Source organism: Psychrobacter sp. 78a-MNA-CIBAN-0178, assembly GCF_040309625.1.
In the GTDB taxonomy this organism is placed as follows: Bacteria; Pseudomonadota; Gammaproteobacteria; order Pseudomonadales; family Moraxellaceae; genus Psychrobacter; species Psychrobacter okhotskensis.
In genome coordinates this window covers 1-26,309 of record NZ_JBEOOZ010000009.1, presented here as the reverse complement: position 1 = coordinate 26,309, position 26,309 = coordinate 1, and the positions used below count along the sequence as shown (strand labels likewise).

Genomic DNA, 26,309 nt, shown 5'->3' with positions numbered 1-26,309 from the left:
TTTTCCTATCTTATCCTAAACATTCCTAAATACTCCTGAAACCATTGACACATAACGCTTCTAGCGTTTTTTTTATGTCTATCGTTTTCCCACTGCAACCGACACTACCCTACTTAATCCATGTATTGTGTTGGTCTATTTGTTGGTCTATTATCTAACCACACCTCCAATAGACCAACCATGAACCTGTTCTAATTATGCTTTAGACCAACATATAGTCTGAATGCCTTAAAGAACATGAGCCTTAGATACAGGGAATAGACCAACATGTTAAGTGATATTAAAGTTCGTAAGCTAAAGCCAACCGAAAGTTGCACTCCTTCTCGTCCAGACAAATACAGTGACCAACAAGGCTTACAACTATTAGTGCGTAGTTCAGGGACAAAAACTTGGGTAAGTGCTTATCGCTTAGATGGTAAGCAGAAAAAGACCACTTTGGGTACATACCCTCAGATGGGCTTAGCAGAAGCTAGGGTAGCTAATTCTGACATCAAGGCTTTAGTGGCTGAAGGAATCAACCCAAAAAATAAAAAACGTCAAGAAAAGCTTAAAAACGAACAAGCACAAATGTTTAACGATTATGCGCTTGATTGGTTAGAGGAACGAAAGCGCAACGTAAAGCCTCGCACCTATAAGCAAGATCATAACCGTATGCACAAAGACGTTATACCTAGTTTTGAGGGTATTGCTTTAAAAGATGTGACCTTTGAAGACTGTAAATTTATAGCTGATCAGATCGAGAGCAGAACAACTGATGAAGGTACACCTCCAAGAGAAGTTACTAGACGTACGATTGACCTAATTTCTAACATTCTTAGGCGTGCTAAAATGGAGCGTCTGATAGATACCATTCATACGGAAGGGCTTAAAGAGCTTTATCCAAGAGCTAAAACTAAGCATATGAAGCACGTTGATATTAAAGAGCTTCCTAAACTACTTCAGGACATAGAAAGCTATCATGGTCATGATCAGACGCGCCTAGCGATGAAGTTCCTAGCTTACTCCTTCTGTCGTACCATTGAGCTTAGGATGATGAAATGGGAGCATATCGACTTACCTAACCGCTTATGGCGTGTTGACGTCGACAATCTCAAGGTCGCGCGTAAGCACGTCGTTCCCTTATCTGATCAGATGCTCAAAGTGCTAGAAGAGATGAAAACGATTACAGGACAATATGAATACGTGTTCTACAATACTGGCATGCATCAGCCTTATAGCGCAGAGTTCATTAATAATGCGCTAGACATAATTGGCTATGCGGGCAAACAGACTGGGCATGGCTTCCGTCACATCGCCTCAACTAACTTAAACGAGCTTGGTTACATGGGTGATGCAATCGAAAAGCAGATGGCGCATGATAAGAAAAGCAGCATCCGCGCGGTTTATAACCACGCGCAGCATTTAGAAGAGCGCCGTAAGATCATGCAGGTCTGGGCCGATTTTTTAGACTTACTTAGAGATAAAGGCGAGGTTGTGGACTTCCAAACTGCTCGTCAGCAGATTGAGAAATCGTTGACGAGTCAGCAACCTGACTCATTACAAAATGCTGATAAGCAAGCTCTGATTGAAGCGTTGCTGGCTCAAGGTGTCACAGCAGATGAGCTGCGAGGCTATATAGTTAATCCACTATAAAATAAATACAGCGATATTGAGATGAATTTTACGCCGCCTCTGTCTGCGAAGGCACAACAAGCTAGAAAAATTCATCCCTATCTTGAGTTATAATTTATGGAACCCATCTGTTTTAGCATCAGCTACCTCTTCAATTTTTTTTCCAGAATTTCCTTCAAAAAGAAGTTTTTGTTGTGAAATAAATTCCTGTTCGGGTGTTAGCTTTTCATTATTGCATGTCGATGAAATAGCTAAATCTGTATCATACGAGCGACTTGGCTCTTTCTGACCTTTAAGCGACGAAATGTCTTTAGAGAAGACCTCTCTCTCACTATGCCCACTTGGCAAAAGGGAAGGCTGTGCTAGAGAAATTTCATTGAAAAAAGCATCACTATTATGTCTCGGTGAATCAGCTGATACTTCAGTATACGTACTATTCAGCTCTTCTTTATTATTATTCAACACAATATCTTCAAATACAGTTTTTTCCTCACCATGTTTATTTTGCAAACTGGAGGGCTGCGCTTGTGGTATTTTGTCAAAAGAAGCATCTCTATTCGTAAAATACGGTTTTATTTTAATTTCTTTATTTCGTGTCTGAATATAAGCTGATTCAATTAACCCATTTAAAACGTCACGTTGTGTCTTGCCACACCTCTTGGCAAGATATCTCAGGTTTTCTTTATTTTGTTTCGTAAGCTCTATGCCAGTCTTTTTAATTTTCTTAGCTCTATCACGAGAATTTTTCGAGTTGCAAGCATCCTTTACTTTCTTTATAAATCCTTCTCTCGTTTGCTCATCACCCTCACCATTTAACTGGGTAAGATTATTGCTACCCCATATTTTCTCAAAATTCCAATAATCGAGAACAGCTAAAACATAATTCAGCTTATCGCTTGTTGACTCAAAACTAATATCTTGGGTGTCCTTAAGTATAAGTACGGTCGGCACCTTATCTTTTATATAGTTATATGCATGCTCTACATTTTTATTATCACGTAAAAACGCTACCGATCTGTTATCTATTTTTGATTTTCTGTAGATCTTTTCTAGCCTTTTAAAAGACTCTATGCTATCTAATTTTCTTTGTTTATAAACTGGATCTATAAAATAGATAATATTATTTTTTATAACTATGTTTGCATTGTATATTAAGTTATGTAAAAAATTTCTAATATCACTTTTATTATTGATTGGAGGTGTGATGTTTATAAATCTATTACAAACTATTTTCAACCATATCGAGATCCTGTCATCTTTGTACATCCAACCGACGTACTCAAAAGGCGTCAAAATACGTGGAGTATTCTTCAGAAGAACTTCGATGTCTCTTTTACTTTTACCTGAATTCTCCAGTAATTCAATCAAAGTATCTTTGTAGAATTTAGGTTCTCTAGGGACTGGATATTTGAAATTTTCATAACTCATTCTATAGTTATATATATGCCAATAAGTTTCATATTCACTGAAACCCATAACTAGTTTTTCTATCAATGAACGATTATCATTATTATCTAATTTTGGTCGCATTATTGTCTCTTCGTAATGAATTAAATTATATCGATGTACACTGCATCATTATCGCATCATAAAACCATCATTTTAGCGTTAGTATGGATATATGCTGTACCAACAAATATATACTGTAAAACTGTCTATCACCAGAGATTTTCGAAAGATCCTATCAGCTAACTCCATCCTCATTATCTTTCCCTGAAATACAGGGATTTTCTGTGTTGGATTTTTCATAAACCCAAGCACAGCTTAGATAAAGCTGCTGTCTGAATGCCGCCAAAAGGTTGGTACGATAATATATCTTACATTAAGTACTACTTAACTAAGGCAGATCATATCCGCACTCAACTGTAAAAAAATATACAACCCTATGAATATATGTAGCACCCATTCGTCTTCATATTCATAGGAAAGTAATCATGATTTATCAACCTGTTAATCAGTCACAACTTATCTCTAACGTCGACAGACTCGTTAGAGACATCCTGTTTGGCACCATCAATCTTCAACAAATTAAAAGTCAATTGAACGAGTTCTATCACTCGTTCATGATTAGCCTTGATTCTGATTCGAAATATTCAAAACCAATCCAATCATTTATAGAAAGCACCAATGCGATTATTGCTGGTGATTATCCTTGCAATGTATTTTGGGATGATGAAAAGACGATGCAGTTTATTAAGGTATTGTCAAGTTATGACATTGCCATTAAAAAAGACTATAGTGCGTGGCGTTATCAGGGTAATAAAAACAGCGAACGTTTAGAGAATAATATTCGAACCCTAATCTCAAATTACTCAAGATTATTATTTGTCCGAGTGGATTTAAAATATATACAAGAAAATAGTCGTCACATTACCATTCGTGATTTTGACTTCCATATGAAAAAATTAAGAGACTTTATTCATAATGGCGATACTTGTTTTACGCATTTATTGGGTTATGCATGGTCGTTAGAACAGGGTGAGGATAATGGTGGCTTTCATTGCCATATGCTACTGATCTTTGATGGCTCAAAGCATTACAAAGACAGCTACTTGGCTGATCAGGTTGGACAAAAATGGCGAGAGATCACTGAAGGGGTCGGATATTGCTTTATCGTCAATACTAAAGAGTATAAGGAGACGCTTGCACGCTACGGCAAACTTGGTATTGGAATGATTCATCGTAATAACTTACAAGAAGTTGAGAATGCTGTTGAGGCAGCCTTGTATTTAACCCGTCCTGATAAGCGTGATGGTAGCTATCAACGTCTTAAAGTGGCTTTACCTAATATGAATACGTTTGGACAAAGCATGATTCAATAACTCAGTAAGACTGATGCTCATTAAATCCAAACCGAATAAGCGCAGTTATATATCAAAATAATCTCAGATATACAGTATCCCCATGAGATGAGATAAGGAGCCACCGCTTTCTTATCCATCTAACCCTAAACGTATCATCAAGGTCTGCTTAATCGCAGGCCTTTTTTATGCACCACTATCAAGGAGATATTATGAAACCCATCTGTCCGAGATGTCACTCAGCACACGTTATAGAAAATACGGATACCAGTATGCAAAGCATGTCAGAGCATCTTTGCTCACCCAAGCTGTTAGTCAGTCTTGGGGTTAGCGTCTGCAAGTATTACAGGATCAATCCCATGATCGGGATGGTTGCAGGTGGCGCACTTGCCACCTTGATCAATCTGGCACAACAAAGACTGATGCAGCCACCACTATTAAGAGTGGCTGTCCTGCCACGCTATTCATGCAGTACCTGTCAGCATACCTTTAGCGTCTGACTTCCTTCATTACTCAGTGATTTATTTTAACTTTACTCAATTATTCTATTGAATCATCAAGGAGCAATATCATGGCACATTTAATCGAGAGCATGGCATACGTTGGCGAAACCCCTTGGCATGGACTAGGAAACGAGCTATCCCCTAAACAGCCAATTGAGGTTTGGGCACGTGAGGCGGGAATGGACTGGCGTATTGAGTCATCAGACGTGAGCTATATGGCAACCAATGATAAAGGTCAAAACCTGATCATGCCTTATGACAATAACAAGGTACTGTATCGCAGTGATACCTTGGAACCGTTATCAGTGGTGAGTCAACGCTACCAAGAAGTACAGCCTAATGAGATCTTAGAGTTTTATCGTGACCTGACTGAACAAGCGGACTTTGAGTTAGAAACCGCAGGGGTGCTTAAAGAAGGACGTAAGTTCTGGGCTCTCGCACGTACGGGTCAATCAGCAACACTACGTGGCGGTGATGTCAGTCATGGCTATCTGCTATTAGCAACCGCTTGTGATGGTACGCTTGCCACCACAGCACAGTTCACCAATATTCGCGTGGTGTGTAATAACACCTTAGCGATAAGCCTTGCGAACGGCAATGGCGGTGTGGTGAAAGTACCGCATAGCACCACCTTTGATGCCAATAAGGTAAAACAGCAATTAGGCGTATCCGTGAGCCAGTGGGATGAATTTAACTATGAGATGAAGCAGCTATCAGAGCGACGTGTCACTCAGGCAGAGGCAGCTAATTATCTCAGCCGTGTGTTCAACAATCAGGATGATGACCTCATTTTATTTAACAGTGCTAAGAAAGAAAAGGATGCGGTTCCTAATGCTAAAGCGATGAATAAGGTGATGAACATGTTTAACGGTCAAGGGCGTGGCGCTGATCTTGATGCGGCTCGTGATACGGCTTACGGTCTGCTGTGCAGTATCACTGAATACGTTGATCATGAAAGACGGGCGATGTCGAGAGACCATCGATTAGACGGTGCTTGGTTTGGCTCTGGCGCTAAGCTTAAACAAAAGGGTCTAGAGGAATCGCTACTGATGCTGGCTTAACCAGCCACATTTAAAACCTGACAATACAATCAACCACGCCTTCGAGCGTGGCTTTTTATGCCGCTTATTTCATTTAATACCAATAATCAATTTATCTAAGGAATCTGCCATGAACATGATCGCACTAAACAGCACTACTCAGCCAAGACAAGCCAAACGTGCCACCGTGAAGTTTAAACCATCAGTAGTGAAAACCAAGCAAAATGATACTGCTGATAAACCTGCCCAATCTAATACTTCAACGACTGCTAAGCGCTTGGTTAATACTAAAGATTTAAGCCGTGAGGACTGGCTACAAGTACGCAAACAAGGCATTGGCAGTAGTGATGCCGCTGCCGCTTGTGGTATCCATCCGTACTTGTCTATGCTTGAGCTATGGATGATTAAGACCGGACGCATGAGCTCAGATATCGATGAAAGTATTGAAGGCTACTCGCCTTTATACTGGGGCAAGACCTTAGAGCCGATGGTCGCTAAATACTATCAAGAACATACAGGCAATAAGGTACGCCGCGTGAATGCTATTTTACAGCATCCTGAGCAGCCATTCATGCTAGCAAATTTAGACTATGCCATTACTGGTAGTGAGGAGGTACAGATTTTAGAGTGCAAAACCGCTGGTGAACATGGTGCCAAGCTCTGGAAGCATGGCGTGCCCTTATACGTCACCTGCCAAGTGCAGCATCAGCTGGCGGTCACTGGCAAACAGGCAGCGCACATCTGCGTGCTGCTTTGTGGACACGAGGCTAAGATTTATAAGGTTGAGCGTGATGAGCGCTTGATTGAGTCCATCATGGAGCACGAGCGTCAGTTCTGGCAATATGTGCAGACCGGCACCCCACCAACGCCTGATCATTCTGAATCAGCAGCGAGAGCATTAAAGCTTCTTTATCCAACACCTAAGTCCTCAAGCAAGCTTGATTTGCGAGAGGATGACGGTGCGAATAAGCTGTTTGATAAATTGCTTAACTACCGTAATTCAATAGCTGATCTTGAGCAGCGCCATGATCAAGTCAAGCACCAGCTGCAAACACTGATTGCCGATAATGAGGTCGCTGTGTTTTCGATGGGCGCTATTTCTTGGAAGCGCTCGAAAGACAGTATCGGTTTGGATAGCAAGGCCGTTATCACAGCGCATCCTGAGCTGTTAGCTAAATTTAGTAAAACTAAGCATGGTAGTCGCCGCTTCGTCATCTTGAACGATTAAGCCGAAACCTACTACACTTAACCAAAACAAGCGCATAACTGCCCACCCTAATCGGTGGGCTTTTTTATGGCTAAACACATTTTATTAAACCTATAAGGACTATCACCATGATTAAAGGTCTCACCATAACCCCACCTGTTTTAGGTCGTATCAGCATTGGACGTGTCATTCAAAAGGACGGTAAGCGTCTGCCTGCTAAGGACGATCAATTCACTATTACCAGCCAAGTTCAAAATAAAGACGGGTGGATTAACCATCCACTCGATGAAAAGCTACGCGCAAATAATGACGGTAAGCTGAGACACATACCGGTACGCATGTTGTTTAATGATCCGACGCTAAACCTGAGAGCTGAATACACTTTGTTTGATAGGCAAACTGGACGCCCACTATGCGTAGGTGACGGTGAGCAGTGCCTACGCCGTACAAACAATGGCGTGGAAACACTGCCTTGCCCATCCCCTGATCGTTGCCCATTAGCGCAAGGCGGTGCTTGTAAACCATATGGTCGCTTGTACGTTAATCTGTCTGAGGACGATGAGCTAGGTACGTTTATCTTTCGCACTACAGGCTTTAATAGTATTCGTACATTAGCCGCACGGCTGAGCTACTTTGCTGCGGTGTCAGGCAATAAGCTGTCGTGTTTGCCCCTGCAATTAACCCTAAGAGGTAAAAGCACGACGCAAAGCTATCGGACGCCGATTTACTTTGTTGATTTAACGCTGCGGGATGGGGTAACGCTTAAAGATGCGGTACAACATGCCAGAGCGATTGATACCGAGCTAAGTGAACACGGCTTTGATCAAGCCGCGCTAGAACAGGCTGCAAAACAGGGTTACGTCAATTCATCCTTTGAAATTGATAACGATGGTCTGCTTGATATGGCTGAAGAGTTTTATCCCATGGAGACAGATGACGTTAGCAATAGTCAGCAGGGGAATTATCAGAACGGGTTAGCCACTCATAACGTAACTAGCATCGAGCAAGGGCTACGGCAAAGCGTGACGGCGGTGAGCTAAAACCATCAAGCCAGATATGCAGCATAAGAATGAGCTGATCATTCAGCTCTTTCTTTTATTGCTTCATGTAAGGCTAATAGTTGGACTACATGGGATGCCGTAAAAAAATATGGGACTCCGTAACTGTATGAGAAGAAAGATTCTCATCAACTTACAAAGGAGCTAATCATGCAATTCTTAAATGCGAACACACAGCAAAACGTATCAACATCTAGCACTTTACAGACACCTCGCATGCTACCGCTCAAGCAGGTAGTGCACTATACAGCGCTTAGCAGTACTACAATTTACGACATGCTCGACAAAAAATCCAATCGTTACGATCCGACCTTCCCTGTTCAAGTAAAGATGACAAAGGGACGCGTAGCATGGGTTGAGAGCGAGGTGGCTGATTGGATTAAAGGTAAGATATCTGCTAGGGTTCACTGATCAAGGATAAAAAAGGCGAATCACTCTAAATGACTCGCCTTTCTTTATGGTGATTTTTCTGAACGGATTTTTGAGTCATAACAATCCCAAAAACCTTAAATAATATATCGAGTGAACGCTTCGTAAGCATAGCCACTCAAAGATTTTAAATAATTTTACGGATTTTTATGAACAAAGGTATTATCTGGCGCATCAGTGTCATCACCGAATAAACCAATCTTAGCTTTTTCTCTTGTAACCTCAGGATCTTCGTTTTGATCATCCTCATCGTCGTTTTGATCATCATATGGATCACTCATCATACTTTCCTTATAGTCACTAAATAAGAAAGTAGTATCAGATGATTAAGCTATTATTTCAAGCATGTTTTTGACAATTTATCGAAAAATATTTTTGTTAGGCTCTGTCATAATACAATCTTAAACTTTTCTAAAAACCTTCATTACGATCATGTTCGGCAGTATGACGTAGCCCGTGCAACATTGCATAATCAATGCATTTTTTTGATATTTTTAGAAAGGCAGATTAATTATTGAAGCTATTTAACAATTACAATTATGATTATCTTCAATTAAAAAAAGACTATTTAAACCCTCTATCCCTTATGCAATAAGGGTCTAATCCTCTCCCTAGAGATCAGCATTTTTTTATATTTATACCATTTACTAGGAGTCTGCCTAAGCTGCGTCAAGTGGAATGATTATAGATAATTAATATTTATAAGTAAGCCGAAGATTGGCGAAACGATAGACTCAGATAGCTCTTAGGCTACTTTTAAAATAGCCCAGCTAGCTGCCTTTAGCTAGGTCTAGCTACATTTAGCCGCTTCTAGCTAGGTTTAGCTACCTACGAGATACCAAGTTTGATTTTCGGATGTCACTAGACCATCACGGCGCATCTTCTGCAATAGATTACGCACCTTATTCTTACGCTGTTTATCGTCCAATACTTGCGGTAGCTTGTTAGCAAGCATCTTATCAAAGTCAGCTAGTCTACCCCGCTCAAATGTCTTGAGATACTCTATAATCAAGCTTTGATAATGCATGTCATCTAAGCCGCGCATCTGCATATACTCTGCTTGCTGCTCAGTATGCTTGGCAACATCAGCGGCGATAATATAGCTATTTTTGCGCCCTTCTATCAATGACTTTTTACGTAGCGCATCAGCTTCGCTTTCAGTGATCGCCTGCCCTTTTTGCACTTTATCAAGCGCTATAATATCGTGTAGTGTGAGGTTGTCGACTGTCGCTAGCTGCTCGGCATACTCTTGATCAAGTACTTTACCTGTGAATTTTACGAGCACTCTTTCACGGGTTAAGTCATAATCTGGCAAAGGAAAAAAGCGCTTGTACTGAATCTGATACATTTTTCTGATGCCACTACCGATGGTGTCCATCATATTTAGATTAACCATTGCATTAACCAAAAATGGATTACGATAGCTCGCTTCAGGCGCATCTTTTAGTAAGACATTCTCAATAGTCTTAGGAATAAACGCACCACTGTTTTGAAAAATTAGCGTTGAGTCTTCTTTTTCTACTACGGTGATACGTCCGCCTAGGCGGTAATCTTGATGACCAATGGCATTACTTAAAGCTTCACGAATGATATAAGGGTCGTACTGCTGCACCTCTTCAGGAAACAGCGAATCTGACGCCATGTAGCGATAATTGAGGTTACGGATTTTTTTATATACCTCGTCTAAGGCTAACAAAAATGGTGGTGAAAAATGCTCATAGTCTTTTTCGATACCGTCAACGCCCTTTAAAATCCAATAATATGCGCTTGCGCTGGGCTTAAAAAGCTTGTGGATTCATAACGTCCCAATAAAATAATCGCTGTGTTGGTGATCTGACCACGAATGGTAATTTTGGCTTTATTCAAAAAGGTAATGTCATCCCATTCTCGAATGTCTTCAGCCAAACGTTTGTTTTTATCAGCAAAGACTTGTCTGGCAACAGCAAGGGCTTTAGGGTCAAGGTCTTCAAGCGTTGCATCGTGACAAATCTCAGCACTCCAGTCATCCGCTCGGTTTTGCCACAGCTTACGGCTTTGATCTGGGTATTGTTTAAGCAGTTTTGTGAAACTACCAATACGAATATAAGGCTCATGCAAAAAACTAATGGGCGTATCGGTGGCTACTGGGATCTCGAACAGTACTACCGCTTTACCATCAATCTGTAGCTCATGAATTGTAAAATGAATCTTAGGGCTTAAACGGCTAACCAGCCAATGCTCTAAGTCTTCGTTGCCTTTAGCTTTTTTTGCCTTCGGGCTAAAGCTTGTGCCGACAACGTGATGCGTGCCGTCTTCTACTCCAAAAACTAAATAACCAAATTTCTTACCAGCCAAACACGCGCCATTGGCAAGCGCAGAGATCCGCTTGCCGATCTCATCTGGACTGTGAAAGTTAAGCTTAAACTCAAGCCATTCTTGCTCGGTTGGCTGCTGAGTTAGACTTAAGACAAGGCTTTGGTAATGATTGGGCATAGTGAAAAATATAATCAGTTAATAAAAGTGACAATCAATATACCATTAAGCTCTAACGGTCTATATTGATTATTCTATTTTGATGGAGGGTTAGTGCTTGATAGTAATTGCTCTAATGGTGTGATCATCTCCCAGTTATAAAAATAATCTAAGCAGTTCACAATCACAAAAATAATGAGAGCAAATACTAAGAACAGATATCCAGCATGTGTGATTATTTTGACTTTAACAGGGGTAATCTCGGACTTCCATTTATTGAGCAGTGCAGCAGGTATCTTATTCTCTGCTACAAATCTATTAATTTGACATCTCAAATGCCATAGATTGTAGCCCTGTTGAAGCGTCGCGTACAATACCATAACGGAGTAGACGCAGATTGAACCAATTACAAGACTATTAATTTTTTCACTAAATTTTGCCATTGAAATAAGTGCAATGGTTACAGGTATAGCCAAAATCTGTGTTTGTAGGTTTGTGATTATATCGTTAGCTTTTTCAAGGAATTTCTCAGAATGCTCGGTAATTTTGTCATTAAATTTCGAAAATTTAAAGTCATCTAGGTAGAGAGCATATTTAGAAAGTACGGACTGGTACGTACTTTCTAAATTTTGGAGTAATGAAAAAACCCTATCTTCTTTATCTACACCGACTAGACTATCAATAACTATACTTGCAACAATAGTATTTCTTTCAGTTTCGTGAACTAGAAGTGACTTTTTGACTTCATCATCATCGTTATTGATATCTGCGTTTAACCAGCTAGTAAATTTTTCAATTATAGTACACAGATTGCCAGATTCTGAGCTGCTAGGTTTAGAAGTATTTATTGAGCTTAGATAAAGCTTAGCAGTATCTAAGTATCGATGAGCGTCTCTAGGCCTAGTTGGAATCTCACAGTGAGTCTGCGCAAAAATAACAATTTGTTTGTCTTTGCAATAATACTGTTCTTTCAAGCAGTTAATAAATTTAAAAATCAACTCTAAGGTAGGCAATAAAGTATCATCGTTCTTATCCTTAAAATCATATTTATCTTGATAGACAATGACTTCATCAGGGCTAGTGTCATGACTCTCATATTCAAGAGCATGTTCGATATAGCTTTCATATGAAGCATATTGATCGCCAGTGTCAACAGTAGTTAATCGATAGTTTATCTTTTGCCCTACTTCATCGCAATTGTCATCGCTCTTAAATCTCAAAATTTGCGAAAAAACTCCAGCTGCAAGATCTCTAATTAGCTTAATATCTTCATTATTTTCAAGAATAAATTCAGCAGTGATTCGATTGCTGGTGAACTTAACGTTCTGACTTCGCTTCACTAACGTTAGGACTTTCTCACGTAGCTGGTTCATTTGAACCTCTATTTAAATATCTTTCTAATTGTTGGTAGATTCTCTGGGCTAACCCTTATCTCGATGACTGCTCCATCATTATCGTTTTCTTTAAGCTTAATTTCTTCACCAAGTAAGCTACGGCTACCGCTCACTCTAACGACTTCCTCTTCACCAAGATCGAATGAAAACATTTCGTAATTTCTAAGTGGTTCTGCTGCTGGAGCAAAAATATTACTATTATCTTTATCAGATGCCGCATAGCCGTTATTTTCCCTAAAAGCTTTAAAACTATCTTCAACTTTTATAATCAAATTAGATAATGTACTTTTAGTAGCTAATATTGGATCTATTTCATCAACAATATTAACACTGTTTTTATGCTTAGCTTTATAACTTAGTAACGTAAGAATCTCACTCTGAACTTCCTTTTTGGCTTCTTCACTAAATGAACTTTGTTTAAGATAGTTAATTAAGCTTCTCATTAGCTTAGTCGTTGCTACTGTATTATCAAGTCTAATTCTTACAGGTAAAAAATCTTGAATATATTCAGGAATTTTACTACTAGTTCCTTTTTGAATCCACGCTATGTAATTACTAGCCTGATAAGTACTGTCTGAGTTTCTATACCTATGCTCTTGAAGTTTTGTAACATTGATCCGACAAGCAATCTTCAAGTTAGAAGCGTCAATATGATTTGTATCTATTATTTCCCCTGTTTCTTCGTTTATGGTAATTGCATCTGTCAAGCTTAACAGAGCAATATCAAGGTACTCAAAGCCATCTTTTGTATAAAAAATCATTGGTAGATGGTCACCAGTAGTCATAGATTCTGCATATACATGATTATGCAAAGCCTTAGTAAGATGGTTAGTGATGCGTCTATATCTTGTTTGTGCTGACGACTCCTGCCTTAATACCAACCCATCTTCATTAGGTTCAGATGGCACAGACACTAATAGTTCCCAAGCGAATATATTAGGAAAAACTGCGTTAGTAGATTTTTTAAAATTTTCCTGCTTCAGATTTACGATACATAGATAATTAGATAGTACTTCTCCTAAAGTATCAGGGCTTTCAAAAGTCTCAACATGAGAATGGGCCAGCCCATTTTTTTCTAACTGTTCATCAAAAAATTCAATTAATTTGTAGACTTGTACGGTATCGGCGTGAAGCTTTTGCCTAATCAATGGGGGAGTTACAGTACTCTGATGAGGTTCCTTAATGATTTGATGAATTATACTTGCTTGGACTATAGCCTTAGGTTTACTCATTTATACTCCGATTAGTCAGTATGGACAGGTTTAAAAATAACTAAAGCTCATATCCTGCCTAAAGTATAAGACAGACTGAGATCGAAACAGCTTTCAGAGTCATACTTTCTCTAATGCAATATGACTCTATCCTAAGCATTTATTCAGGAAAATACTCAGGCACACCGCGCATAAACTCCTCTTTTATTGCTCGTAGCAACTGATGAAATTCATGACTCTCTACTATGCCACGTTCAAAGTCTTTCCAACTATCAATATCCTGCATGTCACCATTATCAACAATTTCATATATATGGTCTTCCAAGAGCGTAACCATATCAGGTAAAGACAAGTGATAGACCTCACAATGAATATCATTATCTAGCTCATCAATTGCCGTCTGGTACAAGAAATGATCCCCACCATGGTAATTGATATAACCTAAATACTCATAAAGGTTAGCAAAGCCATCGTCATCTAGAGACGGCTGCTGAAGATAGTCTTTTTTGATGGTATTAATAATGTCACTAATCAGCTTGTCTTTAGTGTTGGTAGACAAGCTGCCTAGCGAATATAGTAGCTCATATAAATTATGATTCCGCTTTTCTACATACTCTTCTAATGCGATATGAGGCAAACAAATATCATCATATTGTGTGCTTCTATTGCTATAGAACTCAGCCATATCAACAGAGAATTGCGCTAAATTATTTAAGTTTTCTTGAGTTTGTTTTTTAAATTTTCTAGCGATAGAATAACCTCTAACTTGGTCACAAATAAGCGCTATATAGGCTTGGATGAAAAGATAGTCACAGTCAGCTATGGCATGATCTAGGTTATGAAACCATTCAGCCAGTTGATTAAAGCTATTTATTACGCAGTCAGTATCTGACCGATCTATGTCAAAGGTTTGGCGTAGCATTAATATCAGCTCAAGCTCATATGCTGAAAATGACTTATTCTTTAGCTCGTAGCTCAAAACTTCATGACCATCTGGATGCAATAACGCTTCAAATAACCGATAATAGTTTTCGTACTTGTTATAGATTGCATCATGATGGCTACGATTGAACCATGGCTCTTCTATCATCAAATTGATTCCTATATATAGTTTTTAGGATTTAACCGTCACCTGTCCATTCATCAGCATAGGTAGTAGCCAGTCTCTGAGCTCAACTAGCTTCTGATTCTCAGTAGCATTTTCATACAACAATTTATGAATAGGCTTCACCTTTATATTGAAGTCATCAAAAACCTTTTTCGAAGGAATAGTTATTGGTATACCTCGTAGAGTTCCAAGAGTAACGTATGGCTGGGATGTTCCAGTGGACTGGTTTTGCTGAAGGTAAGCCTTACCGTAGGATGAAGTAACTGATACAAATATATAGTCTGCATACTCAGGAGATTGAGATGTTTTAAAAAGACCGATATTTTTTATTGCAAATGGAGTCGGTATTTTCATTACCCATTGAGACAACCCTATTGTTCCAATCATTGATATTAAGAAATCGCCTTCATCGACTTTACTGCGCTTATTCACGGCTTCAAAGTCTTCATAAGAAATAAAGTAAGCATTTGAAAAATCGATACCTGAAGGCTGCAAATGTTTTGAAGTAATTAGATACTCACCTTTTTCAGATGGTTTAGGGCTATCATGTGTTCCATCTCTAACCTCAATTATTTCTGAGACAGGTCTTACGTCCCAACCTTCTGGTATCTCTCGCTTCAAAGTTTCGTTATAAACCATTTTACCGCCAGACGATTTGTAAGGCTTGCCATCTGCGTCAGGAAAATCAAACTGCTCAAACCAGTAGTCATACAGCGTCTTTGCCATGGCTTCTAGCTCAACGTTAATTTGATTATTGAGTTCGATTTTGTTATCGATCGCTATCAACTTATTTGCAATATCATACTGCTCGTCATATGTAATATTTCTAAGAGATATACTAGTTAGAATAGGCATAGTCAAAAATTTAGTTTGAGAACCTTGTGCTTTTTCTCGTAAGCGCTTTAATTCAAGTTTCAAAGCATAATAGATGAAATCAATATTATAGCCAGCTTTAGCACTTAATATATAGGTTCTCTGATAAGCATTAAACTTACCTTCGTATCTATTAACATGGAAGTTGCCTCTAGCGTTGTTTCCTGCTACTAATACGACACTGTCATCAAAAGCATAGTGGTCTATTTCGTCTGGATACTCTGCACATGTGAAAAATGGATAAACCCCACCTTCAACTGCCGCATTTGCATTGAGTTTGCCAGTTCTAATATGGCAAGCATCTTCTAAGGTTTTATTCATTAAGGGCTAACTCCGCCAGCTGCTCTTTTATTTTTAATTCTAACTCATGCGATTGCTTAAACAAGTCATCTAAATTATCAGTAAAGCCTTGCATTTTTTCAGCGAACTGTTCAGCAGTAATATCTACATATTCAATTTTCACTTCAAAATATTGTCCTGCACTAAGGCTATAATTTTTTGCCCTAATATCATCGTAGCTGACTGTTACGGACAAATCATCGACTTGCTCTTTATTATTAAATACATTAACAATCTGCTGCTCTTCCTCAGCACTTAATACTGTTTTTTGAGCTTTACCTTCTTTAATCTTCTCACCTAAATTTGACGCATCGACCAATACGACATCGCCATCATTATTATCATCGATGAATAGAATAGAAACGTTGGTACCCGTAGTGGCAAAGATATTCGATGGCATAGAAACCACACCAGCAAGCATTTTTCCATCGACTAGCTTTTCTCGTATTTTCCTATCAATACCCGACTGAGCCGTAATAAAGCCAGTAGGGACAACCACAGCTGCTTTACCACCTTTTTTGAGCGACACAATGATGTGCTGTAAGAACAGCTGATAGATTTCCATCTTGTCTGCACTTTTAGGCTTGATCTTTGGAATACCCGCAAAGAAACGTTCTTTATTCTCTTTACTATCTAATGCGTCTCGATAGTCACTAAAGTCCAGCTTAAATGGTGGATTAGAGACGATATAGTCAAACTTCTTAAGCTTCTCATCATCTTTGTGATAAGGATGCTGGATCGTATTACCTTGAATCACATTAGGTATCGAATGCACTAAATTATTTAAGATTAAGTTTAATCGAAGCAAGTTCGATGACTTTTGTGAGATGTCCTGCGTATAGATAGTACAGCGATCTTCACCGATAGCATGAGCGACGTTCATCAGTAGCGTACCTGACCCTGCTGATGGATCGTAGCAAGTGACATTCTTTACTATGCCGCGCTGTGCTTGTGGTACTAGTATCTCTGCCATGATACGAGCAACCGCATGAGGTGTGAAGTACTCAGCATATTTACCGCCTGAGTTACTATTGTAGTCTTTAATTAAATACTCAAAAATACCAGCATAAAAGTCAAACTTTTGATCGAAGATACGCTCAAAACTAAATTCAATAAGCTTATTGATCACTGCACGACAGAAATCATCACGCTTAGAATCATCTGCAATAAATGTACTAAGGCGCTCGAACAGGACAACCTTTGCACCACCATCTGTTTTTACCGCAAAAATTTCATTATTTTTAGTAGCAATGTCGATGAGCGTGTCATCGAATAGCTTAGCAAAGTCAGGCGCGTTACTCTGGCTGAATAAATAACTAAGAAAGTGATGAGGTTCTAAACGAGCAGTATCTGCACTCATTTGTAGCTGTAGCATCTCATAGTCTTCATCACTCATATTACTAAGCGATTTTTCCCAGTTATCAGCCTTAGCAATATCGTCATCTATCTTCTTAGCTTCATAAGCAAACTTATCATTTAGAAATTTGTATAAGAATATTTGGGTAATGATTTTAAACTCATTACCATCATTACCTAGACCATAATTGGCACAAATACTTTTTAAACTGTCGATTAATTCTTGGGTTTTCGCTTTAAACTCAAGCTCTACCATGGTCTTGCTCCAACGTTATATTCATTGATGTATTCTGAGACAACCAGCTTATTGATGTAGCGTGAGCTGTCAGGTTTTAGTTTGATCTTGTGGTCTTGCATAAAACGTTTGATGACGATGGGCATCATTTGCCCCTCAAAGTAGCTTTCGTTTTTAACAATCTGACTACTATTAAGTACCTTTTCATCCGCATCGTTTTTTACGGCCATTAGTGCTTCATGTATGGTGCGTTCGGAACTATTTATATCCGTCTGCTGAGGCTCAGTTAACCGCTTATGTATTCGCGCATATTTAGCATCACCTTTGTATTTCTGCCGCATCTGCTCATTAGTACGATTAAGCTCTTTTATGCGTTTATGAATTTTAGTAAGCTCATCAATATTTGCATTCATCTGCTCTTGTGAGACTTCACTAAGCTTTCTCTTTTGAAAGATTCGCTCTAGCTCTTCCCTTAGACTTATAAACTTAGGATCTTGTTGATCAAAGTTACTAGCCATTGCTTCACGAGTCTTACGTAGCGTGCCTTTGAGCTCATCGGCTAAAACCAGTTCTCCTTGACCTATTTTAGTAAACTTAAATATTACATCCTCTAAAGCTTGATTAAGCAAATTGCTCGTACCTATACCCTGCTCTAGATTCTGCTTAGTATTAAGCAGATCGAGATGATGACTAGTCTCACGATAAAGAACGTTTAACTTATTAAAATCAAGCTTCTCTAAGAATTCATAGTCACCTTGGAGCCGAACCAGATTATATAGACTTCTAGCATCAGCAAGCACTTTTTTAAGGCTCAGTACCGTTTCTCTATCTTGAATTTGGCTAATCTGATCGCTGAATACCTCCATGTTATCCGTCTCGTAAAGAAACAGTACATCTTTAACATGCTCGATTTCCTGCTGTATCTCTTCATGCGATTTAAACAGGTGTGAGTAGCTCTCCATCTCATCGCCAAACTCTGATTGCAGCTCTTCGAAATAGGCTTTGTTAGTCGCATCAAACTCTTTACTGATATCTGCAAAGTCAACCACATAGCCATATCTGAAATCTTTGTAAGTACGGTTCACGCGAGTGAGCGCTTGCAAAAGATTGTGTGCACGAACCATACGCCCAAGGTATAACTTCTTTAAGCGCTTGGCATCAAAGCCAGTCAGTAGCATGTTGTATACAAATAAAAGATCTATCTTTCCAGCCTTAAAATCCTCTACCCAGTCCTTACGTTCTTCTTTAGTACCAACATCGTGCAAAATCAGTTGAGCAGACTTTACCTTTATTTCTGCATAACGAATTTCTGCTAAGGTTTTAATATTCGAGTCTGACGCTTGATTGTCAGTAGCCGCTTCGTCTTGAGCATAGAGTTTATTAAACAGCTCAAACATATGCTTGGCTTGCGGTGCGCTATCACAAATAACCATGCCACCGATGCTCGCATCATTTAGCGCCCCACGGCTTTTTTCAAAATCTGACACAATGTATTCAAGCATCGGCTCAACAAAGCAAGAATGAGCATATATGTCCTCACCCTTAACATCGCCTACCAGCACCTTAGCTTTAGCAAGTGCTTCTTGTAGGATCAGTTTATAGCTGGTAGATATCTCCTCTCTTATCAGTCGCAGAGTATAGCCATCAGCAATAGAGGCATTGTAATAGTACTTATGGATATAATCACCAAACAAGGCTCTTGAGTTGTAGTCATCACCCAATAGCGGTGTACCTGTTAAACCGATTTTAATAGCATTAGGATCTGATTCTTTTAGGTTTGCTAAGAAACTGCCTTTAGGATTGTAGCTACGATGTACCTCATCTAAAAAGTATATTCGCTGAATATCAACGTTATAGTCCTTCGTTGAAGCAACGTTAGGATCGTCTTTGAATTTATGAATATTGACCACTGTAATCTCAGGCACACCTGCATCATTGTGAATGGCTTTGGTTGCCTTAATATCACGCGCAAAATCATCTCTGGAGTCAACAGTTCGAACTCTTAGACCACGCGCTGTAAACTCGCGCTGTGCTTGTTGTAGTAAGTCTAATCGATCAACGATGAAATAAAACTTAGGTGTTATTCGTTGCTTTTGAAAATAGTCTGTTAAGAAGCGCACATTATAAAAAGCCAAGGCAGTTTTACCGCTGCCTTGTGTATGCCAAATAATGCCTTTTCTAATGCCTTCATCGAGTTTGTTACCAATCGCCTTAGTCGCAAATATCTGCGGATAACGCATGATGTGCTTTTCTAATCCTTTAGTCTCATTTACATAAACCAGCGCATAACGCAAAATAAATGCTAACCGCTCACGACTGAGTAAAGAGGTGCAAATTCTATTAGTAGGACGTTCTGGCTGCTTATTGGTTTGAAACTCTGAACTATTTCGAATAACTTCTAAGTTGTTATCCTTTAGTACTCTAAGCTCATCAGCTTCAGTAATTGGTTTTAGTAATGACGTGTAGTTAAACGTCTCTTCTTCACGGAAGTAGTTAAATATCGGTTTATGGTAAGAAGAACTGGCGTAAAACGCCCCTCGTAATGGTTCAGGGTCGCCATCCACGTATTCCATGTTGTTTGAAAAAATCATAAACTGCGTGATATTAACGAACCGTTTGAACTTATGGTTCTCAAATCGTGTATTGATACGATTTCTCTCAGCGATAATACCTTCTCGATTATGCGGCTTTTTGACCTCTATAAATACTAATGGCATACCGTTGATGAGTAAGGTGATATCAGGACGGAATTCTTCGTCGCCATTTTTACAAGTCAGCTCTGTGACTACGTGAAAGCTATTATTATTAAAATCTTCAAAATCAATCAGCTTCGTACCTGAACGCTCAGATAGCTTGTCAAAAAAAGCGTTCCCTAAGTCTTCATTGTCTAAGAGCAACTTCACATCATCAAATAGACGTTTAACCTCATCATCTTTAACACCCTTATTTATTCGCATCATCGCATCATGAAAAAGTTCAGGGAAAATGTTGGTATCGATATCCCATTGAGCGTCTTTAAGCGATAAGTATTGATAACCTAGCTTCATCAAGTGCAGGATTGTTGGGATTTTTACACGGGAATCTTCATTGAAGCTCATAATGAATAGCTCACTTAATCAATAATAAAATGGTTGTAGTAGCAAATCTATAGATAAGAGTCACTATACGTCAATCGGTGTCGTTAGTTTTTTTTCATTTTAGGCATCAGTATAGCAATATCAAATAAAATTTGAACATTTGTATCGACGTGCTAAACCCTATTAATAATAGTTTGAACTGCTAGCCGCCAACTTAACTATCGCGACTAATTTCTTATAAATACCGATCAGAACTAATTGTCAAAAATATATTTGGACTACTAATGCTAATTTTTTAATATGAGACACTCATAACACGATATAGCTGTGTGTAAGAACGTCTGTTAAGAACCCTCTCTTTTAGGCATTTCATACCTTCATAATTGCTCTCACTAGTTGAGAGCTTTTTTATGGTTTAAGTGTTATTGAATGTTATTAACCTATTGTCGGACACAACCTGTCATCACTACCATTTATACTTGCTAACATAAACCAAGGAAAAAGTAGGCTCAATGATACGAACAACTGAATATTTGTTTTATTTCTATTGACACCAATGTATAAAAGCAGATAATTACAATCGTGTAATAAAAAATAATATATAGCGACAAAACAGGATATATACGTTGATGGGCAGTAAAAAACACGAACGTTTGGCTTATCGGCTATCAGATATTATTATCCGCCTAAACAACGGTGAGCGTCTCAACATTGACACGCTCACCCAAGACTATCATGTCTGTACCCGTACGCTTAAACGCGATTTTCAAGAACGCTTAGCCATGCTGGACTTTAGTGACTCAGGTCCAGTTTTTTATCAGCTTTCACCCAATCGAGTTGGATATTTGAACTTGACTGAGATTAAACGCTTTGCAAATTTTGCAAGTGTGCAAGACTTACTGCCTAAGATTGACCGACAGTTTTTTTATGACAAGCTAAATCAGAGTATTGTGATAAAAGGTTTTGACTATGAAAATATTCAAGCACGAACTCAAGAATTTAATCTCATCAATCAAGCCATTAGGGATTGCCGAATAATTACTTTTGATTATCAAAAAGTCAGACAGCAAAATAGTGAAAATGCGAAAAAACACTATCATCTTGAACCCTATCATCTGCTTAATAAAAATGGTATTTGGTATGTGATAGGTAGACATGATGCACAAACGCGTAATTTTTGTTTTACCCAAATATCTAATCTGTGTGTCACTGACAAGACCTTTGACTGTGATGAGCAAATTAAAGCAGGTTTAATAAACACAGATAGCTTATTTTTTGATAATCACATCAATGAGATTGTATTGCAGGTCAGTGCTAAGGTAGCAGGGTATTTTGAGCGACGAGACCTACTACCTAATCAAGAATTGATTCGTAAGCTGGATAATGGCGATCTATTGCTGGCTTGTCGTCAGGTACACCCACGTGAGGTCACACCGATTGTGCAATATTGGCTACCCCATATCAAAATTATCAGCCCTTCTACTGTTCAGGAGCAAATGGAGAAAGTTTTAAAAAGCTATGTGTCTATGTAGAAAGTTTCATAAGAAAGATTGAGATGACTGCTTTACTATTAATTTCCATTAAATCAAGAGAAGTAACTGATACTTAAGAGGTTGATAATGAATACTGTAGTTAAGGAGTATAAGCAGCAAGAAAGCATAGATTCTGACTTGCGAAATATTGCAATCGCAAGCGCAGAGCACGAACTGATTCAACGTTATGGTACAGCAGGTAGTCAGTTTTTAACTGGTCTTCGCGGTATTGATCATGAAACTGCTAAAGAATTTGATAGAAGCCTGCTAAGTATAGCTGAAGGGAAATTAAATCCTGATTATTATGAACAGAACATAAAACAGCAGGCAGGGTATTCAGCTGAAGTTGCCAGCGTTTCAAAACGTAATGCTGACGCTATTATCAATAAGGAAGCGCCTCGCTTTGCTAGAAGTGAAGATACTGTAGGCTATGGTAAGAATCATAGTGTAGTTGACATCGTAGAGTTGTTAGATGAAACCGAAATTACTTCACAGATGAAGTTTGTCACGAACAAAGAAAATCTACTAAAAAGTATCGCTTGTGGAGAAGGTAAAACGAAAGATTTTTCACGTTATCTTAGCGTTGATAAACTTGAAGTACCAACCGAACAAGTTAGTGAGATGAAAGCCATATGTCGAAGCGAAGCTCAGAAACTTACTGAGCAAAGTGAGATTCTTAAAAGTTTAGGTAAAACCGAGCTAGCCGATAAAGCATTAAAACAAGCAAAGAACTATGAAGCTTTAGAAAAGAAAATAACGGATTCCGGATTAACGACTGAAGAAGCAATTAAATATAGGCTCGACCCTAAAGCTATGGTTCGTAAGGATATCGCTAAGGTAAGTCATAGAGCTGGTGTTGAAGGTTTAAAGTTTGGTGTGGCTATTGGTGGCTCTATTTCTGCTGTAAATAATATTATAGCTGTTTATTCCGGAGATAAAGAGTTCTCAGAAGCTGTACTGGCTACAAGTAAAGACACTCTTATTTCAGGGGCAACTGGCTATGCTACAGCGGCTTCAGGTACTGCTATAAAAACTTACATGGCACAGTCGTCAAAGGAAATAGTACGTAATATCTCAAAAAGCAATATGCCAGCGATGGTGGTAACCGCTTGCCTATCAACGGGTAAAAGTATAAAGAAGTATGCTATCGGTGAGCTTAATGAAGCGGAGCTTGCTCAAGAAGTTGGTTTATCAGTTACTGGCATGATGTCATCTTCTATGTTTGCTGCTATTGGTCAAGTCGCCATACCTATTCCAGTTTTGGGTGCATTAATTGGCGGTATGGTTGGTTACGCCCTGACCAATACAGTTTATCAAAGCTTCTTCAGTGTTTTGAAAGATGCTAAGTTATCAACCGAACGTAGACAGCTTATAGAAATGCAATGTGAAGCCGCAAGACTACTTTCAAAAGAATATGAGTTAAAAATTAAGGAATTATTTACCTACCGTATTAAAGAGCTAGAAATATACAGTAACGATATGTTCGATGCTATAGACTCACCTGACATTGATCCTGAAGAGTTTTGTTTAAGAATGAATCGCTTTGCTGAAGAACTTGGGACAAAAATTTCTATTAAGAATATGGCTGAACTTGAAGCCGCTATGATCTCTGACGAACCATTAGTCATTTAAAACAATGTACACAAAGCAAACATATCAAAGATTTTTTATCTATTGAAAAAATTGTTGATATTTAATATTTAGTCAGTAAATATAACAAAAGGGAAATATCATGCCAATTCCATTAGTAATCGGTATAGCCGCAGGCTTAGTAGGAGCAGGGAAAACAGGCAAAGCTTTGTATGATAATAAAAAATCTTCAGAAGCAAATGCTACTGCTCAAGGTATAGCAAAACGAGCAGAACGTAATCTAGAGAGATCTCGTGAACAATGTCAAGAATCTCTAGCGACATTAGGTGCAAAGAAAGCTGAAACTTTCACAGGTGTTATTACCTCTTTCATAACTACTTTTGAGAAAATTAAAAATATCGATTTTCAACATAGTGGTGATCTAGGCAACTTAATCGCCAAAGATTTTAGCAATGTCGTACTCGCAGAGCTTAAACAAGAATTGTCATTCGTTATCGATTCTGGTTTAGGTGTTGGCGGTGGAGCTCTTGGAGGAGCTCTAACTGCTTTTGGCGCCTATAATGGTACGATGATGTTTGCAACTGCAAGTACCGGTACAGCTATCAGTTCATTTGGTGGTATAGCTGCAACCAATGCAACCCTCGCATGGTTGGGTGGTGGGTCTTTAGCCACGGGCGGTATGGGTATTGCTGGTGGTGTACTGGCTCTTCAGGCTCTGACAGCAGGGCCTGGTCTGCTCATTGCTGGCTGGTATATGGGTAGTAAAGCGAAAACTAAGTTGAATGATGCTCATAGTAACATTGCTAAAGCTAAAGAGTTTGCGGCTGATATAGATAAAGCGGTAGCATTAACAAACGGCATTAGAGCAGTGGCTGACAAAGCGACGGCAATCATTTCTACTTTATGTAAACACCTAAGTCTTAACTTGAATAAACTTGAAGAAGTAATTGATACACAAGGAACCGACTTTTCACAATACAATGATGCTGCAAAAATGATAGTTTTACGCAATGTAAAAATACTTCAAGTTCTTAAGGTTGCTATTGATACACCAATTCTTGATGAGCAAGGCAGACTGTTCGGTAGTGCCTCTGCAAAACTAACTCAAATAAATTTTAGTATCGATAATGGTTTTTCTAAAATAGAGAATGGACCCGACTCTCAACTTGATATAGATCACTATAGAATAGCGCTTTTAACACAGTTAGTGGCTTTGAAAAATTACAAAGCTGGGTTAAAGCCACAGTTATGTCATCAACTAAGTGAGGAGGCACTAAAAAGCAAGCACACAGGAATAAAAATCAATCGTACAGGAATAAAAAGCAAGCACACAGGAATAAAAATCAATCGTACAGGAATAAAAAGCAAGCGGATAACACAAACGGAATGATTGGTTAACTTATACTAAGATGACTGTACCAATTGATGACACACTCTAGTTGAGAGTAGAATATATGTCTAAAACCTCATTCCCATGTACAGCTTGTGGCCAATGTTGCAAAAATGTCCATTTAAGCGAATATACTAATTCTCTGGACCGAGGTGATGGCACATGTCGTCATCTCGATGATAAAAGTCTACTTTGTACTATCTACGAACAGCGTCCGATCATTTGTCGTATCGAAGATTATCACGAGAAATATCTATCTCATTTGTATGACTGGGACGGATTTGTAAAAATGAATCTGGAAGTTTGTAAACAGCTGAAAGATGGGAAAAAACGGTCTTAGTTTATATGATTAGGGATACTACTTCATTATTTAAAAATCATTAATGACAAATAGCATCAGAAGTTTTAAGCGGTTAAATAGAAAAAGAAACCTACACTATTAGAAGTGATTTTTTAGTGATAGTATATATTTGAGACTAAATAGTATCTTAGACATATTTAGTTACAATCTATCAAAGCATAAATTCTGTTATTCGCTTTGCATCCAATACTTGAAAGGTGTTGGTCTATTAGTTGGTCTATACCCTTCATCTACAAATAAAAACAATTTAAAATCAGTTACTTACGATTACTGTTCGGCTTCCTCCGTCACCGCCAATCTTATTAAATGCTAGTTTTCCCAACTTGCCCCAGTCTGACCACTGTCGTCAAATCCGTAGAACCAAACTTGGGAGATTTTAATTACGCAGCCTGACGATAGAAGTCAAACCACACCTGTCTTGGCGATTTATAGCCCAAGCCCTTTTGAATCCTTGTTTGGTTGTAGTACAGCTCGATATATCCAATGATATCACTGATGGCTGCAAACCTTGTTTTATAGTCTTGGTGATATACCAGCTCATTCTTTAATGTGCCCCAGAAGCTTTCTATTGGCGCGTTGTCGAAGCAATTACCTTTAGCACTCATTGACCCTTTAAACTGCTGTTGCTTGATAATCTTGTGATACGCGTGGCTACAGTACTGACTGCCTCTATCAGAATGAACAATCAGTCCTTGGCTTGGTCTTTTGTTCTTAATGGCCATGTTGAGCGCACGGCATACTAA

General features: G+C 38.7%; 22 protein-coding genes. 11 read left to right on the top strand and 11 right to left on the bottom strand.

What is annotated here, in order from left to right; all coding sequences use genetic code 11:
* Positions 1-267 precede the first annotated feature (267 nt).
* Positions 268-1,632, top strand: a complete 1,365-nt coding sequence (locus AAEY80_RS07240; RefSeq protein ID WP_350588129.1) for a tyrosine-type recombinase/integrase — start codon at positions 268-270, stop codon at positions 1,630-1,632.
* 87 nt (positions 1,633-1,719) lie between these two features.
* Here the strand turns inward: AAEY80_RS07240 and AAEY80_RS07235 are convergent, their stop codons facing one another.
* Positions 1,720-3,141 (bottom strand): hypothetical protein, encoded by a 1,422-nt coding sequence (locus AAEY80_RS07235; RefSeq protein ID WP_350588128.1) that lies wholly within the window; start codon positions 3,139-3,141, stop codon positions 1,720-1,722.
* 404 nt (positions 3,142-3,545) lie between these two features.
* Between AAEY80_RS07235 and AAEY80_RS07230 the strand changes: the two genes are divergently transcribed.
* From AAEY80_RS07230 to AAEY80_RS07205, 6 genes are all read left to right on the top strand, one after another.
* Positions 3,546-4,433: a YagK/YfjJ domain-containing protein gene (locus tag AAEY80_RS07230; RefSeq protein WP_350588127.1), complete on the top strand. Its 888-nt coding sequence runs from the start codon at positions 3,546-3,548 to the stop codon at positions 4,431-4,433.
* 191 nt (positions 4,434-4,624) lie between these two features.
* Complete coding sequence (locus AAEY80_RS07225; RefSeq protein ID WP_350588126.1) at positions 4,625-4,912, top strand: hypothetical protein; 288 nt, start codon at positions 4,625-4,627, stop codon at positions 4,910-4,912.
* Positions 4,913-4,983: 71 nt separating this feature from the next.
* The gene (locus AAEY80_RS07220) at positions 4,984-5,976 is read left to right on the top strand and encodes a DUF932 domain-containing protein (protein ID WP_350588125.1); all 993 of its coding nucleotides are present in this window, start codon (positions 4,984-4,986) and stop codon (positions 5,974-5,976) included.
* A 109-nt stretch (positions 5,977-6,085) separates the two neighbouring features.
* Positions 6,086-7,183, top strand: a complete 1,098-nt coding sequence (locus tag AAEY80_RS07215; RefSeq protein ID WP_350588123.1) for a YqaJ viral recombinase family nuclease — start codon at positions 6,086-6,088, stop codon at positions 7,181-7,183.
* Positions 7,184-7,290: 107 nt separating this feature from the next.
* Positions 7,291-8,202, top strand: coding sequence for a recombination directionality factor (locus tag AAEY80_RS07210; protein WP_350588122.1), 912 nt, complete (start codon positions 7,291-7,293; stop codon positions 8,200-8,202).
* A gap of 168 nt (positions 8,203-8,370) precedes the next feature.
* Positions 8,371-8,631, top strand: coding sequence for a helix-turn-helix transcriptional regulator (locus AAEY80_RS07205; RefSeq protein WP_350588121.1), 261 nt, complete (start codon positions 8,371-8,373; stop codon positions 8,629-8,631).
* A gap of 155 nt (positions 8,632-8,786) precedes the next feature.
* On the opposite strand, the gene AAEY80_RS07200 is transcribed toward AAEY80_RS07205, so the two are convergent.
* The 9 genes from AAEY80_RS07200 to AAEY80_RS07160 form a co-directional block, all read right to left on the bottom strand.
* Complete coding sequence (locus AAEY80_RS07200; RefSeq protein ID WP_201563342.1) at positions 8,787-8,930, bottom strand: hypothetical protein; 144 nt, start codon at positions 8,928-8,930, stop codon at positions 8,787-8,789.
* Between the two features lie 539 nt (positions 8,931-9,469).
* Positions 9,470-10,291: an ATP-binding protein gene (locus AAEY80_RS07195; protein WP_350588120.1), complete on the bottom strand. Its 822-nt coding sequence runs from the start codon at positions 10,289-10,291 to the stop codon at positions 9,470-9,472.
* Positions 10,292-10,395: 104 nt separating this feature from the next.
* On the bottom strand, positions 10,396-11,121 hold the full coding sequence (locus AAEY80_RS07190; RefSeq protein WP_350588119.1) for an AlbA family DNA-binding domain-containing protein: 726 nt from the start codon (positions 11,119-11,121) through the stop codon (positions 10,396-10,398).
* A gap of 74 nt (positions 11,122-11,195) precedes the next feature.
* Complete coding sequence (locus AAEY80_RS07185) at positions 11,196-12,473, bottom strand: hypothetical protein (RefSeq protein WP_350588118.1); 1,278 nt, start codon at positions 12,471-12,473, stop codon at positions 11,196-11,198.
* An 8-nt stretch (positions 12,474-12,481) separates the two neighbouring features.
* Positions 12,482-13,726, bottom strand: a complete 1,245-nt coding sequence (locus AAEY80_RS07180; RefSeq protein WP_350588117.1) for a nucleoid-associated protein — start codon at positions 13,724-13,726, stop codon at positions 12,482-12,484.
* Between the two features lie 139 nt (positions 13,727-13,865).
* Positions 13,866-14,795, bottom strand: a complete 930-nt coding sequence (locus AAEY80_RS07175) for a hypothetical protein (RefSeq protein ID WP_350588116.1) — start codon at positions 14,793-14,795, stop codon at positions 13,866-13,868.
* 24 nt (positions 14,796-14,819) lie between these two features.
* A complete protein-coding gene (locus tag AAEY80_RS07170; protein ID WP_350588115.1) occupies positions 14,820-16,007 on the bottom strand; it encodes a restriction endonuclease subunit S in 1,188 nt (395 codons plus the stop codon).
* Entirely contained in the window at positions 16,000-17,637 is a 1,638-nt protein-coding gene (locus tag AAEY80_RS07165; protein ID WP_350588114.1) for an HsdM family class I SAM-dependent methyltransferase, read from the bottom strand. Before AAEY80_RS07165 ends, AAEY80_RS07170 begins: the two co-directional genes overlap by 8 nt.
* Positions 17,631-20,714, bottom strand: a complete 3,084-nt coding sequence (locus AAEY80_RS07160) for a type I restriction endonuclease subunit R (RefSeq protein ID WP_350588113.1) — start codon at positions 20,712-20,714, stop codon at positions 17,631-17,633. Before AAEY80_RS07160 ends, AAEY80_RS07165 begins: the two co-directional genes overlap by 7 nt.
* A gap of 608 nt (positions 20,715-21,322) precedes the next feature.
* Between AAEY80_RS07160 and AAEY80_RS07155 the strand changes: the two genes are divergently transcribed.
* From AAEY80_RS07155 to AAEY80_RS07140, 4 genes are all read left to right on the top strand, one after another.
* Positions 21,323-22,225: a helix-turn-helix transcriptional regulator gene (locus tag AAEY80_RS07155; RefSeq protein ID WP_350588112.1), complete on the top strand. Its 903-nt coding sequence runs from the start codon at positions 21,323-21,325 to the stop codon at positions 22,223-22,225.
* 87 nt (positions 22,226-22,312) lie between these two features.
* Positions 22,313-23,857, top strand: a complete 1,545-nt coding sequence (locus AAEY80_RS07150; protein ID WP_350588111.1) for a hypothetical protein — start codon at positions 22,313-22,315, stop codon at positions 23,855-23,857.
* Between the two features lie 100 nt (positions 23,858-23,957).
* The gene (locus tag AAEY80_RS07145; RefSeq protein ID WP_350588109.1) at positions 23,958-25,205 is read left to right on the top strand and encodes a hypothetical protein; all 1,248 of its coding nucleotides are present in this window, start codon (positions 23,958-23,960) and stop codon (positions 25,203-25,205) included.
* Positions 25,206-25,269: 64 nt separating this feature from the next.
* Positions 25,270-25,545, top strand: a complete 276-nt coding sequence (locus AAEY80_RS07140) for a YkgJ family cysteine cluster protein (protein WP_350588108.1) — start codon at positions 25,270-25,272, stop codon at positions 25,543-25,545.
* 401 nt (positions 25,546-25,946) lie between these two features.
* Here AAEY80_RS07140 and AAEY80_RS07135 read toward each other — a convergent pair.
* On the bottom strand, positions 25,947-26,309 hold a 363-nt coding region (locus AAEY80_RS07135; protein ID WP_350588107.1), incomplete at its 5' end, for a DDE-type integrase/transposase/recombinase.

Coding starts and splice junctions, on each gene's coding strand:
- AAEY80_RS07240 (WP_350588129.1), top strand. CDS start 268: ATGTTAAGTGATATTAAAGTTCGTAAGCTAAAGCCAACCGAAAGTTGC.
- AAEY80_RS07235 (WP_350588128.1), bottom strand. CDS start 3,141: ATGCGACCAAAATTAGATAATAATGATAATCGTTCATTGATAGAAAAA.
- AAEY80_RS07230 (WP_350588127.1), top strand. CDS start 3,546: ATGATTTATCAACCTGTTAATCAGTCACAACTTATCTCTAACGTCGAC.
- AAEY80_RS07225 (WP_350588126.1), top strand. CDS start 4,625: ATGAAACCCATCTGTCCGAGATGTCACTCAGCACACGTTATAGAAAAT.
- AAEY80_RS07220 (WP_350588125.1), top strand. CDS start 4,984: ATGGCACATTTAATCGAGAGCATGGCATACGTTGGCGAAACCCCTTGG.
- AAEY80_RS07215 (WP_350588123.1), top strand. CDS start 6,086: ATGAACATGATCGCACTAAACAGCACTACTCAGCCAAGACAAGCCAAA.
- AAEY80_RS07210 (WP_350588122.1), top strand. CDS start 7,291: ATGATTAAAGGTCTCACCATAACCCCACCTGTTTTAGGTCGTATCAGC.
- AAEY80_RS07205 (WP_350588121.1), top strand. CDS start 8,371: ATGCAATTCTTAAATGCGAACACACAGCAAAACGTATCAACATCTAGC.
- AAEY80_RS07200 (WP_201563342.1), bottom strand. CDS start 8,930: ATGAGTGATCCATATGATGATCAAAACGACGATGAGGATGATCAAAAC.
- AAEY80_RS07195 (WP_350588120.1), bottom strand. CDS start 10,291: ATGGCGTCAGATTCGCTGTTTCCTGAAGAGGTGCAGCAGTACGACCCT.
- AAEY80_RS07190 (WP_350588119.1), bottom strand. CDS start 11,121: ATGCCCAATCATTACCAAAGCCTTGTCTTAAGTCTAACTCAGCAGCCA.
- AAEY80_RS07185 (WP_350588118.1), bottom strand. CDS start 12,473: ATGAACCAGCTACGTGAGAAAGTCCTAACGTTAGTGAAGCGAAGTCAG.
- AAEY80_RS07180 (WP_350588117.1), bottom strand. CDS start 13,726: ATGAGTAAACCTAAGGCTATAGTCCAAGCAAGTATAATTCATCAAATC.
- AAEY80_RS07175 (WP_350588116.1), bottom strand. CDS start 14,795: ATGATAGAAGAGCCATGGTTCAATCGTAGCCATCATGATGCAATCTAT.
- AAEY80_RS07170 (WP_350588115.1), bottom strand. CDS start 16,007: ATGAATAAAACCTTAGAAGATGCTTGCCATATTAGAACTGGCAAACTC.
- AAEY80_RS07165 (WP_350588114.1), bottom strand. CDS start 17,637: ATGGTAGAGCTTGAGTTTAAAGCGAAAACCCAAGAATTAATCGACAGT.
- AAEY80_RS07160 (WP_350588113.1), bottom strand. CDS start 20,714: ATGAGCTTCAATGAAGATTCCCGTGTAAAAATCCCAACAATCCTGCAC.
- AAEY80_RS07155 (WP_350588112.1), top strand. CDS start 21,323: ATGGGCAGTAAAAAACACGAACGTTTGGCTTATCGGCTATCAGATATT.
- AAEY80_RS07150 (WP_350588111.1), top strand. CDS start 22,313: ATGAATACTGTAGTTAAGGAGTATAAGCAGCAAGAAAGCATAGATTCT.
- AAEY80_RS07145 (WP_350588109.1), top strand. CDS start 23,958: ATGCCAATTCCATTAGTAATCGGTATAGCCGCAGGCTTAGTAGGAGCA.
- AAEY80_RS07140 (WP_350588108.1), top strand. CDS start 25,270: ATGTCTAAAACCTCATTCCCATGTACAGCTTGTGGCCAATGTTGCAAA.